Annotated in this window: 11 protein-coding genes and 1 tRNA gene; 2 read left to right on the top strand and 10 right to left on the bottom strand. The window is 74.6% G+C overall.

Features of this window, described 5'->3' with window-relative positions; translation table 11 throughout:
• Genes RM780_RS10195 through RM780_RS10165 form a run of 7 tightly spaced genes read right to left on the bottom strand, consistent with a single transcriptional unit; the run spans window position 1 to window position 7082 of the window.
• The gene (locus tag RM780_RS10195; RefSeq protein ID WP_311630278.1) at window positions 1-1245 is read right to left on the bottom strand and encodes an ABC transporter substrate-binding protein; all 1245 of its coding nucleotides are present in this window, start codon (window positions 1243-1245) and stop codon (window positions 1-3) included.
• Window positions 1242-2351: a branched-chain amino acid ABC transporter permease gene (locus tag RM780_RS10190; protein WP_311630277.1), complete on the bottom strand. Its 1110-nt coding sequence runs from the start codon at window positions 2349-2351 to the stop codon at window positions 1242-1244. The genes RM780_RS10195 and RM780_RS10190 overlap by 4 nt, the downstream gene beginning before the upstream one ends.
• Window positions 2351-3229, bottom strand: coding sequence for a branched-chain amino acid ABC transporter permease (locus tag RM780_RS10185; protein WP_311630276.1), 879 nt, complete (start codon window positions 3227-3229; stop codon window positions 2351-2353). Before RM780_RS10185 ends, RM780_RS10190 begins: the two co-directional genes overlap by 1 nt.
• On the bottom strand, window positions 3226-3969 hold the full coding sequence (locus RM780_RS10180; protein ID WP_311630275.1) for an ABC transporter ATP-binding protein: 744 nt from the start codon (window positions 3967-3969) through the stop codon (window positions 3226-3228). Before RM780_RS10180 ends, RM780_RS10185 begins: the two co-directional genes overlap by 4 nt.
• A complete protein-coding gene (locus RM780_RS10175) occupies window positions 3966-4685 on the bottom strand; it encodes an ABC transporter ATP-binding protein (RefSeq protein ID WP_311630274.1) in 720 nt (239 codons plus the stop codon). Before RM780_RS10175 ends, RM780_RS10180 begins: the two co-directional genes overlap by 4 nt.
• 1 nt (window position 4686) lies before the next feature.
• Window positions 4687-6162: an aldehyde dehydrogenase family protein gene (locus RM780_RS10170; protein ID WP_311630273.1), complete on the bottom strand. Its 1476-nt coding sequence runs from the start codon at window positions 6160-6162 to the stop codon at window positions 4687-4689.
• Complete coding sequence (locus RM780_RS10165) at window positions 6162-7082, bottom strand: amidohydrolase family protein (RefSeq protein ID WP_311630272.1); 921 nt, start codon at window positions 7080-7082, stop codon at window positions 6162-6164. The genes RM780_RS10170 and RM780_RS10165 overlap by 1 nt, the downstream gene beginning before the upstream one ends.
• Window positions 7083-7139: 57 nt before the next feature.
• Here RM780_RS10165 and RM780_RS10160 point away from each other — a divergent pair, with 57 nt between their 5' ends.
• The gene (locus tag RM780_RS10160) at window positions 7140-7871 is read left to right on the top strand and encodes a GntR family transcriptional regulator (RefSeq protein WP_311630271.1); all 732 of its coding nucleotides are present in this window, start codon (window positions 7140-7142) and stop codon (window positions 7869-7871) included.
• Between the two features lie 110 nt (window positions 7872-7981).
• On the top strand, window positions 7982-9130 hold the full coding sequence (locus RM780_RS10155) for a thiolase family protein (RefSeq protein WP_311630270.1): 1149 nt from the start codon (window positions 7982-7984) through the stop codon (window positions 9128-9130).
• A gap of 29 nt (window positions 9131-9159) precedes the next feature.
• On the opposite strand, the gene RM780_RS10150 is transcribed toward RM780_RS10155, so the two are convergent.
• The 3 genes from RM780_RS10150 to RM780_RS10140 form a co-directional block, all read right to left on the bottom strand.
• Entirely contained in the window at window positions 9160-10851 is a 1692-nt protein-coding gene (locus RM780_RS10150) for an ATP-binding SpoIIE family protein phosphatase (protein ID WP_311630269.1), read from the bottom strand.
• A 105-nt stretch (window positions 10852-10956) separates the two neighbouring features.
• A tRNA-Lys gene (locus RM780_RS10145) sits at window positions 10957-11032 on the bottom strand.
• A gap of 87 nt (window positions 11033-11119) precedes the next feature.
• Window positions 11120-12952, bottom strand: coding sequence for a DEAD/DEAH box helicase (locus RM780_RS10140; protein ID WP_311630268.1), 1833 nt, complete (start codon window positions 12950-12952; stop codon window positions 11120-11122).
• Between the last annotated feature and the right edge of the window lie 329 nt (window positions 12953-13281).

The following is a 13281-nucleotide window of genomic DNA, read 5'->3' as shown; positions in this document are numbered from 1 at the left end:
TCAGCGACCGAGCTCGGAGCCGCGGAGGATGTCGCCCTCGGCCTGCCAGGACGTGCCGTCGAAGCGCGACACCTGGTAGTCCTGCACCAGGCGGCCGGTCTCGGGGTTGCCCTCCAGACGGATACCGGGCAGCAGGACGTCCAGCTCGGTGGGCGGCAGGTGGTCCCAGGCGTCCAGGATTCCGTCGGGGGTCAGCTCCTCGGCGGACTCGATGGCGGCGACCAGGGCGGCGGCCAGGCCGTAGCCGTTGGCGGTGATGATGTCGTCGGCCTCGGCCCCGTCGCCGTGCTCGGCGATGACGGCGCGGTACTCCTCCAGCGCCGGGTCGTCCTCCCACTGCGGATCGGCCGGGTCCCTCAGCCACAGGGGCGCGTAGACGCCCTCCGCCGCCGCCCCGGCCGGTTCCAGGAAGGCGGAGATGGAGCTGGACCCGGAGTAGAGGAAGGTGGGTATGCCCAGCTCGACCTGGTCGGCGTAGTCGAGCATGGCGATCTCGGCCGCGCCGGTGACCAGCGTGGCCAGTCCGCCGGGTTCGGCGCCGCGGACGGCGTTCACCTGGGAGGAGACGACGGTGTCGGTCGGCTCGTAGGTCTGCTCCCGCACGACCTCGTAGCCGGAGGCTTCCGCCTGCGCCTCGATGCCGCGCACGTAGTCCTCGCCCGCGTCGTTGTTGATGGCGATGGTGGCGACCTCGTCGACGTCGAGTTCCTCGCTCATGAACGCGCCGGCCGTCCGGCCCTCCAGTTCCAGATCGGGCCACCAGCCGCGGGTGTAGTGGTAGTTCTCCACGTCGCTGAGCGCGGACAGGCCGCCGAAGGCGAACTGGGGAACGCCGGCCTGTTCGAGGTAGTCCCGGGCGACGACGGGGGCGCCGCCGAAGGTCACCACCAGGAGGGCGTTCTCCCGCTGGACGAGGCTGCGGACGTTGCCCGCGGCGCGGGAGGGGTCGTAGGCGTCGTCCATGGCCTCCAGCCGGAGCCGATGACCGCGGACCCCGCCGTCCTCGTTGACCTGCTCCAGGTAGGCGCGGAAGCCGTCGGCCAGGGCGCCGTAGGAGGCCAGGGGGCCCGTGAGCGGGAAGGTGCCGCCGATGACCAGCTCGGCGCCCTCCTCCAGCTCGTCGGAGGAGGACGGGGTGGAGGCGGGGTTGCCGCCGCAGGCGGCGAGGGCGACGGTCACGGCGAGGCCGGTGGTCAGGGCGGTGGCGGTACGTCTGCGCCGCGGGGACGCGAGGTGTCGGCTCATGATGCTTCCTCGGTGTTGGGGCCTTCGGCCGGAGAGGTGGGAGAGGCGTGGGGGGACGGGGAGGGTGGCCGCACGGGGCCGGGGGCGGTCGTCCGCCGCCCGCGGCCGGAGCGGCCCGTCCACCACGAGAGGAGACGGCCGGGCAGCCCGGCCAGTCCGGAGGGCAGGAAGTAGACGGCGGCCAGCAGCGCCAGGGCGTAGGTGATCTGCGGTGCCTGGCCGCCGAGTCCGGCGGTGACGTCGGGGACGAAGACGAAGAAGAGTGCGCCGACGACGGCGCCGGCGCCCGAGTGCAGCCCGCCGACCACCGCCCCGGTGAGCAGCGTGATCGACAGGGTCACGGTGAACGTGTCGGGCGTGACCGTGCCCACGACCGTCAGGTAGAGGGCGCCGCCCGCCCCGGCCAGGAAGGAACTGATCGCGAAGGCCACGATCTTGGTCTGGGCGACGGGGATGCCGCAGGCCGCCGCCATCGCGTCGCTGGCCTTGACCGCGGCGAAACGGCGACCCGGAGCGGACCGGCCGAGAGCCACGGCGCCGGCCATCACCGCCGTCAGGCCCAGGGCCGCCACCAGGTAGGTGGACTGCGCCGCGGTGAGTCCCCCGAGCAGCAGGTCGGGCGGACGCGGCGTGATGCCCAGGGGCCCGCCGGTCAGGTCCTTGAACCGCTTCAGGACGGGCGGCAGCGCGATCGCCAGGGACAGCGTGACCAGGGCCAGGTACAGCCCCCGGATGCGCAGGGCCGGCACCCCGAGCAGCGCGCCCAGCACGGCGCAGGCCAGCGCCGCGGCCGGGACGGCGGCCAGGTAGGACCAGGACTGGTGGTGGACCAGGATCGCGGTCAGGTAGGCGCCGATTCCCATCAGCGCGCCGTGGCCGACGGAGATCAGGCCCGCCCGCCCGGTCAGCAGGTGGAGACCCACCAGCACGACGGCGACGGCGGCCACTCTGCCGAACTGGAAGAGGCGGTAGTCCCCGGCCGCCAGGGGCGCCAGGAGCAGCACGGCGACGGCGAGGGCGGGCGCGGCCCTGGTGAGCAGGGCGTTGCGCAGGGCGGGGCGGCGGGCGGGGGCCCCGGCGAGCGTGGCCGTGGGGAGCGTGGTCATCAGACGCGCACCTTCCTTCTGCGGGCGAAGATCCCGTCGGGCGCGATCAGCAGCGCGAGCACGATGACGGTCAGCGGCACGAGCAGGCGCAGGTCGTTCCCGACGAAGCCGACGTATTCGCCGGCCATCGAGGTCGCGCAGCCCACCAGCAGGCCGCCGGCCAGCGCACCGGCCTGGCTGTGGAAGCCGCCCAGGGCCGCGGCGGCGAAGGCCAGCAGCAGCGTGGAGCTGTTGATGTCGGGCGACAGCCCGGTGACCGGGGCGCTGATGGCGCCGGTGACCGCGCCGACCGCGGCGGCGATGCCCCAGCCGAGCGCCAGGGTCAACGACAGGCTGACTCCGCACAGTTCGCTGCTGCGGGCGTGCGCCGCGGCGGCGCGCATCTGCAGGCCGATCGTCGTCCAGCGGAAGAGCGCGGTGGTCACGCCCACGACAACCAGCAGCACGGCGGCCTGGACGATGACCTGGCCGGTGATCACGACCTCGCCCACCCGGGCCGTTCCCTGGCTCGGGCCGGCGAGGCTCTTGGGGAGGTAGCCCCAGATCGTGCCGATCACCGAGTCGGCCAGCAGGAAGAGCCCCACGGTGACGATGAGGATGGGCAGTTCCTCCCGCCCCAGGATCGGGCGGATGAAGGCGGCCTGGATCAGCATGCCCAGGGCGAACGACAGCACGACGCTCATCAGCAGGGCGGGCCAGAAGCCGGCCCCCCAGGCCGTGAACTGCCAGGCCAGGTAGGCCGCGACGGTGGCGAGCTGTCCCTGCGAGAAGTTGACGATGCCCGAGCCCTGGAAGACGACGGCCAGTGCGAGGGCGAGCCCGCCGATGGTCAGCCCGATGGACAGGCCGTCGGTCAGCGTCTGGAGGAAGGTGGTCATGGCGCGTCCTTCGGGGGTGCGGTCGCCGCCCGGCCGCCGAGGTAGGCGTCCGCGATCTCGGTGGAGGCCCGGATCTCCGCGGCCGGGCCGCGGGCGCGAACCGTGCCGCCGGACAGCACGACCGCCGTGTCGGCGATGGCGAGGCTGGCGACGGCGTTCTGCTCGGCGATCAGGACGGTGATCTCGCCGGCCGCGGTGAGGTCCTTGAGCGTGGCGAAGATGGACCGCACGATCACCGGGGCCAGGCCCTGGCTGGGCTCGTCGAGGATCAGCAGGTGCGGCCTGCTCATCAGCGCGCGGCCGATGGCCAGCATCTGCTGCTGGCCGCCGGAGAGCAGGTGGGCGGGGCGCCTGAGCATCCCGCGCAGGTCGGGGAAGAGGCCCAGGACCCGTTCGCGCTGGTCGGCCACCCGGCGGCCACGTCCCGCGACGGCGCCGACCCGGAGGTTGTCCTCGACCGTCAGGCCGGGGATGGTGCCGCGGTCGGAGCTGACGGTGGCGATGCCGAGCCGGGCGACCCGGTGGGTCGGCAGGCCGCCGATCTCCGCGCCCCGGAAGGTCACCGACCCGGCGGAGCGCACGGCGGAGGTGATGGCCTTGATGGTGGTCGACTTGCCGGCCCCGTTGGGCCCGAGCAGGGCCGCGATCCGGCCCTCCTCGACCGTGAAGCCGACACCCTCCAGCGCCCGCACCGGCCCGTACCAGGCGTCGACCGACCGCAGTTCGAGGGCGGCGGTCACGACCACTCACCTCCCAGGTACGCCTCCACCACGGCGGCGTCGGCGCGGATCTCCCGGGGGGTGCCCTCGGCCAGCACCCGGCCCCGGTCCAGGACCAGGACGCGATCGGCCCAGGTGCTGATCAGGTCCATGTTGTGCTCGATGATCACGATGGTGCCGCCGGTGGCGGACACCGTCTCGACGACGGCGGCCATCATGGAATCGGCCTCCGCCTGGCCGAGGCCGGCCGCGGGCTCGTCGAGGATGAGCACCGAGGGCCCGCGCAGCAGGGCCCGCGCGATCTCCACGAGGCGGCGGTCGCGGTGGGTCAGGGTGTCGACGGGCGCTCCCGGCGGGGCCTCGATCCCGAGCGCGTCCAGCAGTTCGCGGACGCGCGCGGCGTCGCGGGCCGCGGCTCGGGGGGCGCCGACGCGGATGTTGTCCAGGACGCCGAGGTCGGGGCACAGGATGGGGGTCTGGAACGACCGGGCGAGACCCGCCGCAGCGCGGCGGTCGGGCCGCAGGCCGGAGATCGCCACGTCGCCGAGGCGGATGACGCCGGTGCCGGCCTCCAGGCCGCAGACCAGGTTGACCAACGTGGTCTTCCCGGCGCCGTTCGGGCCGATGACCGCCTGGGTCACGCCCCGGGGCACCGAGAACGTCACGTCGTCGACGGCCGTCACGCCGTCGAAGGTCACGGTCGCGCGCTCGACGCTGAGCGCGCTCGTTCTGTCCATTTCACGTCACCTCGTTCACGGCGAACCACTGCGGCACCTCGCCGCTGCCATTGGGGAGCCGGTAGCTCTTGCTCCTGCCGTACGCGCGCAGCGTTTCCGGGGAGTGCTCACGGCCGTGGCCGGAGTGCCGGTTGCCGCCGAACGGCGTTCCCAGCACGGACCGGTTGTAGTTGTTGACGAAGACGATTCCGGCGTCCAGCCGCCGGGCGACGGCCCAGGCCGCCGCGGTGTCCCGGTCGTAGACGCCGGCCACGAGGGCGAACGGAGTGCCGTTGGCGATGGCCACGGCCTCCTCGGCGGTGGCGAAGGGCGTGACCGTGGCGACGGGCCCGAAGATCTCCTCCTGCCCGGCCCGGGAGCCGGGGTCCACGCGGGTCAGCAGCGTCGGCCGCACCCAGAAGCCGTCGGCGTAGCGGTCGGGCAGGTGGAGGGGGGCCTCGGCCGCCACCTCGGCTCCCTCGGCCACGGCCGTCTCCAGATGGCCGAGCACGCTCGTCTGCTGCTGCCTGCTGACCAGCGGCCCGACGTGCGTGCGCGCCTCCAGGGGCGGCCCGACGACGAGGCGGCGGACCGCGGCGGACAGCCGTGCGACGAACTCGTCGTGCAGGCTCTCGTGGACGAGCAGGCGGGAGGCCGCGGTGCATGCCTCGCCCTGGTTGAACCAGGCGCCCTCCACCGCTCCGCGCACGGCGGCGCCCAGGTCGGCGCCCGCAAGCACCACGAGCGCGTTCTTTCCGCCGAGCTCCATCAGGGTGGGCGTCAGCCGCCGCGCCGCCAGGGCGGAGACCGCGCGGCCGGCGGGCACCGAGCCGGTGAAGCTGATCTTGCCCACCTTCTCGTGGGTGACCAGGGCCTCGCCGACGGTCGCTCCCCCGCAGACCGCCTGGACCAGGCCGTCGGGGAGTTCGAGGGAGATCAGCTCCACGAGCCGGATCACCGCGGAGGGCGCCTGCTCCGGGGGCTTGAGGACCACGGCGTTGCCGGCGGCGAGCGCGGGGGCGCACTTGGCCGCCAGGTGGATGGGGGGCCAGTTGAACGGCAGGATTCCGGCGACCACGCCGTAGGGGTCGAGTTCGGTCACCGAGGTGAGCGGGCCGTCGAAGCGGACCTGACCGGGAGGGTGGGCCAGCAGCCCGGCGTAGTACTCGAAGGAGGCGACGCACAACTCCAGGTCGAACTGCCGCGCCTGAGTGAGCGGCTTGCCGACCTCCACCGCCTCCAGGGCGGCGATCTCGTCGGCGTGCGCGCGGACGCGGTCGGCGATCCGCCGCAGCACGGCGGCTCGCCGGGCGGCCGTGGTGTGCCGCCAGTGTTCCTGCCACGCCTGGTGCGCCCGGCCGACGGCCGCGTCCACGCTGTGCTCGTCGGCGACATGGAACTCCCGTGCGACCTCCCCGGTCGCCGGGTCGAACACGCTGCGGGTGCCGCGCTCCCGGCCCGCCGTGGCGGCGGTCCTGCCCAGCAGGTCGAAGTCCATCAGCCTGCCCTCCTTGATTCCGGTGCGGGGACGGTGAGCGGGCCCGCGATCGAGGCGAAGACGTCGACGGCCCGGGTGAGGGGCCCGCGGAACGGCGCGTCGGAGCCGAGCACGATGCGGGCCCCGGGGAGCGCGGCGCGCGCCCAGCGCAGGGCGTGGGGGTCGAAGCAGGCGCTGTCGAGAACGGTCCGGGTGGTCAGGTAGTGGCGCAGTCCGTGCCTGGCCTGGCCCCTGGCCTGGTCCTCCAGCCGGGTGAGCAGGGCGGGCAGGGCCCCGCCGAGATGCGGGAGGACGAGGGTCAGCCCGGGGAGGGCGTCGAGGGTGCCGGAGTGGACCAGCCGGGCCAGCGCCAGCGTGGTCGCGGTGGGCGCGGAGACGGCCCCGGCGAGCGACCAGGGCTCGGCCAGCGGGGTGAGCGGCTCGACGCCCGGGTGGAGGAAAAGGGGCAGCCCCCGGGCCTGGAGCTCGGCGAGGACGGGCCGGAACTCCGGGTCGTCCGGCTGGGTTCCCGACGGGCGGAGGTGCACCGTCACCGCGGGGCAGTCCGGCAGCCCGTCCAGGATCTCGGCGCAGGCCGCCGGGTGAGCGAGGGGCAGCAGCGGCACCGGGAGCAGCCGGCCGGGGTGCTCGGCGGCGGCCTCGGCGAGCACGTCGTTCAGCTCGCGGGCCCGGACCGCCGCGGTCCGGGCGTCGTCGGCCACCACCCCGGGCGGCGGGAGGCTGACCCAGGAGACGTCGACGCCGGCCGCATCCATGCCGGCCACGAGGGCGTCCGCGTCGTGCTCTGCGAACGGCAGCAGCCAGGGCAGATGGGCCCGCACGGCCGGGTGGTCCGGCCGGTCCCGCAGATGGCGGAGGTAGGGCGGAGGGACCAGATGCGCATGTACGTCGGTGCGCTCGGTCACGTGAGCGAGGAGCATGGCCCGAAAGTAGCTATAGGCTATAGACTTGTAAAGTGGTGTGGACGAGGAAACGGAATGACCGCCTCGCACCGAACATCGGTCACCGACCGGGAGGGGACTCGCGACGTGGGGAAGTCACTGCGCCGGGCGAGCGTCGTCGATCAGCTGCTGGACGAGCTGCGACGGAGCATCATCACGGGGGCCCTGCGCCCCGGCCAGGAGCTGGCCGCGACCAGGCTCGCCGAGGAGTTCGACGTCAGCCACATCCCGGTCCGCGAGGCGCTGCGCTCGCTGGCCAACGAGGGCCTGGTGACGCTGCATTCGCAGCGCAAGGCGCGGGTGGCCGGCATCGACGTCGCCGACGTGGAGAACGTGTACCGGCTGCGCATCCTCATCGAGGGCGACCTCATCGAACGGGCCGCGTCCCGCTACACGGACACGCACCTGGCCGCCTTCCGCGAACTGTACGAGCGGATGGGCTCGACCAGCAGCGACGAGGACCTGCGCACCCACGACGCGTTCCACCGAGCCATGATCGAGCCCGCCGCGTCGGTCTGGGACAACCGCATCCTCGACGTGCTGTGGAACGCCTCGGAGCGCCACCTGCGGATCCTCTTCGCCGCCTTCGAGCCGGGCGACGCCCAGTACGAGCACGACCAGTTGCTGGGGCGCGCGCTCGACCGGGACGGGCCCGGCCTGCGGGAAGCGCTCACCACGCACCTGGAACGCGGCCTGCGCCTGCTGAGCGAGCGCGCCCGCGCCTACGCCCCCGCGCCCGACGGCACCCCGTCGGCCGGCACGCCCTAGAGCCCCGGCGGTACCCGCCCGCGCCGGCCCCACGCCGCGCGGGACGGGCCGCCCGCCACAGAGCCCGCCACAGAGCCCACGACCGAGCCACGACCGAGGAGAGCCGGATCATGCCCAGAGTCGCCGTCGTCGCCGCCAGACGCACCCCCGTCGCCAAGGGCGGTCGCGCCTATGCGGCCGTTCACCCCGTCGATCTGCTCGCCGGCGTCCTCGCCGACCTCGTCGGGAGCCTCGCCCCGGTCCCGGCCGAGGACATCGGTGAGGTGCTCGTCGGGTGCACCCACCAGGGCGCCGAGCAAGCCGTCAACACCGGCCGCAACGCCTGGCTGGCCGCGGGCCTCCCGCTCACCACGCCCGCCACCACACTCGACGCCCAGTGCGGCTCCTCGCAGCAGGCCGCCAACCTCGCACACGCGCTGGTGGCCTCCGGGCAGCGGGACCTGGTCCTCGCGGCCGGCGTGGAATCCCTCACCCGGGTCCCGATGTTCTCGACCTGGCAGGACAGGAATCCCTACTCCCCGGCCCTGCTCGAACGCTTCGACATGCCGCACCAGGGCGTCGCCGCGGAGCGGATGGCCCGCAAGTACGGGGTCACCCGCGCCGACGCGGACGCCTGGGGCTACGAGAGCCACACCCGTGCCGCGCGGGCCTGGGCGTCCGGCGCGTTCGCCGCCGAGACCAGCCTCGTCACCGGCCGGGGGACGGCCCTGCTCGACCGCGACGAGGGCATACGCGCCGACACCACGCCCGAGGCGCTCGCCCGCCTGAAGCCGGTCTACGACCCCGCCGGGGTGACCACGGCGGGGAACGCGAGCCAGATCTCCGACGGCGCCTCGGCCGTCGTTCTCGCGTCCGCCACCGCCTGCGACCGGTACGGCCTCAGCCCGCTGGCCTGGATCGAGGACACCGTCACGGTCGGCGTCGATCCCGAGATCATGCTGGAGGGCCCGATCGTGGCGACCGAACGGCTGCTGGAGCGCAACGGCAGGCGGATCGAGGACATCGCGCACATCGAGCTGCACGAGGCGTTCGCCGTGCCCGTCTGCGCCTGGCTCTCCGTGCACCGGGCGGACCCGGCCCGCGTCAATCCGGACGGCGGCGCGATCGGCATCGGGCACCCCTTCGGCGCGTCCGGAACGCGACAGCTCGCCCACCTCGCGCACGCCCTGCACGCGTCCGGGCCCGGTACCTGGGGCCTCCAGGCGATGTGCGCGGGCGGCGGCATCGGCACCGGCACCCTGCTGCGCTCCCCGGACTGACGGTCACCCCCGCCCGTCCGGGGCGCCGTTCACGGCAGGAGCTGCTCGGCCCAGATGACCTTGCCGCTGTCGGTGAAGCGCGCGCCCCACTGGTGGGCGACGGCCGCCACGAGTTGCAGCCCCCGTCCGGTCTCGTCCAGCAGCGCCGGGTGCCGGATGCGGGGGCTGCTCTCGCTGCCGTCGGCCAGCTCGCAGGTGACGGTGGCGGCGCGCAGCAGCCGCAGCCGCAGCGCGTCGCCGCGGAGGGGCGCCGCGTAGCGAATGGCGTTGCCGACCAGCTCGCTGACGATGAGTTCCGTCCCGGTGACCAGCTCCTCCGCTCCCCAGGCCGTGAGCTGCTCGCGCACGCGGTCCCGCGCCTGCCCCGCGGCCTCCGGCTCGTACGGCAGGCGCCACTCGGCGACCGTCCCCGGCGCGAGGCGGCGGGGCAGCACGGCCATCACGGCGGCGGCCGAGGCGAGCCGGGAGGGTTCGACGGGCAGGGCCGCGGCGACGTCCGCGGCCAGGCCCTCCAGCCGGGCCATCTCCTCGTCCCCGCCGGCCCCCTCGTCCCCATCGGCCGGCGGGGGTCCCGCGTGGAAGGACGCCACCGCGGCGCCCACCGCCTCCAGCCGCGTCCAGTCCGCCGTGAGCACGTCGCCCGGCGCCGTGTGCAGCAGCAGCGGAACGCCCGCCGCCAGCTCGAACTCCGAACGCTCGTACGCCGGTTGTTCGGCACCCAGCGGCGGGCCGACGGCGACCGGCAGGATCTCGAAGGCACCGTCGCGGGCGAGGGCGGGCGGCTGGTGACCGGCGCTCGCGACCGAGCAGGTCCCGCTGCTCGGGTCGTACACGGCGTACAGGCAGGTGATGACCGCGCCCTCGCCGAGGTCACCGGCGAACGCCCCCACCGCGTCGTGCAGGTGGAGCAGCATCTCGTCGGGCTGGTAGTCGAGGGCGGTCAGGGTCGTCACCGCGGTCCGCAGCCGCCCCATGATGATGGCCTCGTCCAGCCCGCCGCCCGCCCGCGCGGCCCCGACGACCAGAGCCGCCCGCTCGGCCGGGAGGCGCATCACGTCACACAGGTGGCCACCGGCGTCCGCGCCGCCGTTCTCCCCCCGGTGCCGGGCGACGGCGGTCAGGGCGGGCAGCGGGCGCAGCACGCGGGGCAACAGGGCGGCCTGGAGCCGCTCGGCGCGCAGGTGCTCGTCGTCGTACAGCCTGGCCCGCTCCAGCGCCTGGGCGACCAGGCCGCTGAACGTGCCGAGCAGACTGCGCTGCTCGGCGTCGAAGGAGTGCGGCCTGGGCCACGACACCGCGCAGGTCCCCACCCTCCGCCCGGCCGCGAACAGGGGCAGGATCGCCCAGGCCCCCTTCTCGCTGATGCGGACCAGTTCCTCGCGCTGCGGCCACAGCTTCAGGAACTGGGCCGGATTCTCGGCGAACTGCGGGTGGTCGAGGAGCAGGATGTCGGACGGCCCGCCGGTCTCGTCCTGGCGCTTCAGCCGGGCGACGAACTCGTCGGAGTAGCCGACCACCCCCACCAGCCGCCACTGGTCGTCGGCCACGCTGTAGACGACCTCGCCCGTGGCCTCGAAGGGCGGCAGCACGTGCTCGGCGACCGCCGTGAGGACGTCCGTGGTGGTGACCGCCCGCGCCAGGGCGTCGGTCAGCTCCTCCATGTACCGCGCCCGCCGGTCCGCCCGGCGCTCTCCGCTCAAGGCCCCGGCGTCCTCCGCCATACCGCACCTCCTCGGACCGCCGGACTCCCAGCGTTGGCGAGGAGCGGCTGCATCACCAGCGGAAGGCGGCTGTCCGGGGAACGCCCCCGGCGGGCGCTTGTGCCGTGGTAGGCCGTGTGGGACTCGAACCCACAACCAAAGGATTAAAAGTCCTCTGCTCTGCCAATTGAGCTAACGGCCCGCAGGAGCAGCATAGCCGCCGCGCCGGGCCGGCCCCCGGGACATTGAGTGTCGCGGATGAGGCCGGGCCGGCGCGTGCTCGCGGGTGTTAGCTGTCGCGCTTCCAGCGGGGCTTGCCCGTGGAGGGGCGGCGGTCGTAGGAGGTGGAGCGGGGGCGGTCGTCCCGGTCCCGGTCGCGGCGGAAGCCGCCGCCGGAGGACGAGGTGGAAGAGGAGCCGCCCGGGCGGTGCCCGCCGCGGTCGTCGCGGTCCCGGCGGAAGCCGCCGCCGGAGGAGGAGGGCCCGCGGCGGAAGCCCTCGCCGCCGCCCCGCTCGTCCCGGTCCCGCCGCTGGTACGGCCGCCGGTCGCGGTCGCGGTCCCCGTCGCGGAAGCCGCCCCGCCGGTCGTCGCGGTCCCCGTCACGGAAGCCGCCCCGACGGTCGTCGGTCCGCGCCGCCTTCTCCGCGCGCCGCGCCTCGCGGATCGCCTCGCGCTCCGCGGCCCGCTCCGCCTCGGCCACGGCCCGCTGCCGCGCCTCGGCGGCCGCCGCCACGGCCTCGGCCGGGTCGTCGCCGCGCTCGCGCGCCGCGCGCACGGTCAGGCGTTCGGCCTCCTCCAGCAGCTCGGCGGCCCGCGCCCGGGCCCCCTCCAGCTCCCGGGCCAGGCGCGCGACCTCCAGCTCGGCGTGCCGTACGCCGCCCATCGCCGCCTCGGCCTGGACCTCGGTCAGCGAGCGCGCGCCGACGATCTCGGCCACGTCCTGGTCGAACAGGTCGCCCCGCCCGCCGATGGTGTGCCGCGCGGCGTGCACGCCCGCGTCCTCCATCAGCCGGAAGATCGTCCGCCGCTGGTGCGGCAGCGCGAGGGAGACGACGGTCCCGGACCGGCCGGCGCGCGCGGTGCGGCCGGAGCGGTGCAGGTAGTCCTTGTGGTCGGCGGCCGGGTCGACGTTGAGGACCAGGTCCACGTCGTCCACGTGGATGCCGCGGGCGGCGACGTCGGTGGCGACGAGAACGCTGGCCCGGCCGTCCTTGAAGTCGGAGAGCGTGCGGGTGCGCGCGCCCTGGGTCATGCCGCCGTGCAGCGCGTCCGCCCGGACCCCGGCCTCGCGCAGCTGCCCGGCCACGCGGTCGGCGCCGAGCTGGGTGCGGACGAAGACGATGGTGCGGCCCTCGCGGGCCGCGATGGCGGCGGTCAGCGGCGCCTTGTCGCGCGGCTTGACGATCATCACGTGGTGGCTCATGGTGCTCACCGCGCCCTGGGCGGCGTCCACCTCGTGGCTGACCGGCTCGACCAGGTACCGCTTGACCAGGGTGTCGATCTCGTTCTCCAGCGTGGCGGAGAAGAGCATCCGCTGGCCGCCCGGCGGCACCAGGTCCAGCAGCTCGGTGACCTCGGGCAGGAAGCCGAGGTCGGCCATCTGGTCGGCCTCGTCCAGCACGGCGATCTCGACGTCGTCCAGCGCGCAGGAGCCGCGGCCGATGAGGTCGCGCAGGCGGCCGGGGGTGGCGACGAGGATGTCGACGCCGCGCTCCAGGGCGTAGATCTGGTTGCCCATGGAGGTGCCGCCGCAGACGACCTTCAGGCGCAGGCCGAGCAGGTCGCCGTAGGGCTCCAGCGCGTCGGAGACCTGCATGGCCAGCTCGCGGGTCGGGGTGAGGATGATGGCGCGCGGGCGCTTGGCGGCGGTCCGGCCGCCGGAGAGGCGGGCGAGGACCGGCAGGCCGAAGCTCAGCGTCTTGCCGGAGCCGGTGCGCCCGCGGCCGAGGACGTCCCGGCCGGCCAGCGCGTCGGGGATGGTCGCGGCCTGGATGGGGAACGGGGTGGTGACGCCGTTCTCCGCCAGCTTGCGCACGACGGGCTGCGGCAGGCCGAGGTCGGCGAAGGTGATGGTGGGCTCGTCGTCCAGGGGGAGGAGAGCCTCAGGGGTGGTGACGGACATGCGAAGTGAGAACCTTCCGGAGTTCGGTCGTCGGCACGCGCCTTGGCTCCGTAGGTGCTCTGGACCGCCTGGATGCGGTCAGCCACGGCTAGATGAGGAACGCGCCACGCGGCGCGCTGCTTCGGGGCGCCGGGCAAGTGGGATCAAACGATCTACAAGCATACGCACGCCAGGGCCGCGCGCGCAAACGGATCAGTGCGAGCCCCCCTCCCCCGGCGGCTGCGAGGACGGCTCGGGCGTCGGCTCGGGGCTCGGCGGCGGGTCGCTGGGCTGCGGCGGCGCGGGCGGCTCCTCGGGGTCGGGCCGGGGGTCCTCGGGGGCGGCCGAGG

The sequence above is a fragment of the Streptomyces boetiae genome (assembly GCF_031845405.1).
Lineage (GTDB): Bacteria > Actinomycetota > Actinomycetes > Streptomycetales > Streptomycetaceae > Streptomyces > Streptomyces boetiae.
This window is presented reverse-complemented; position numbering and strand designations above follow the sequence as displayed.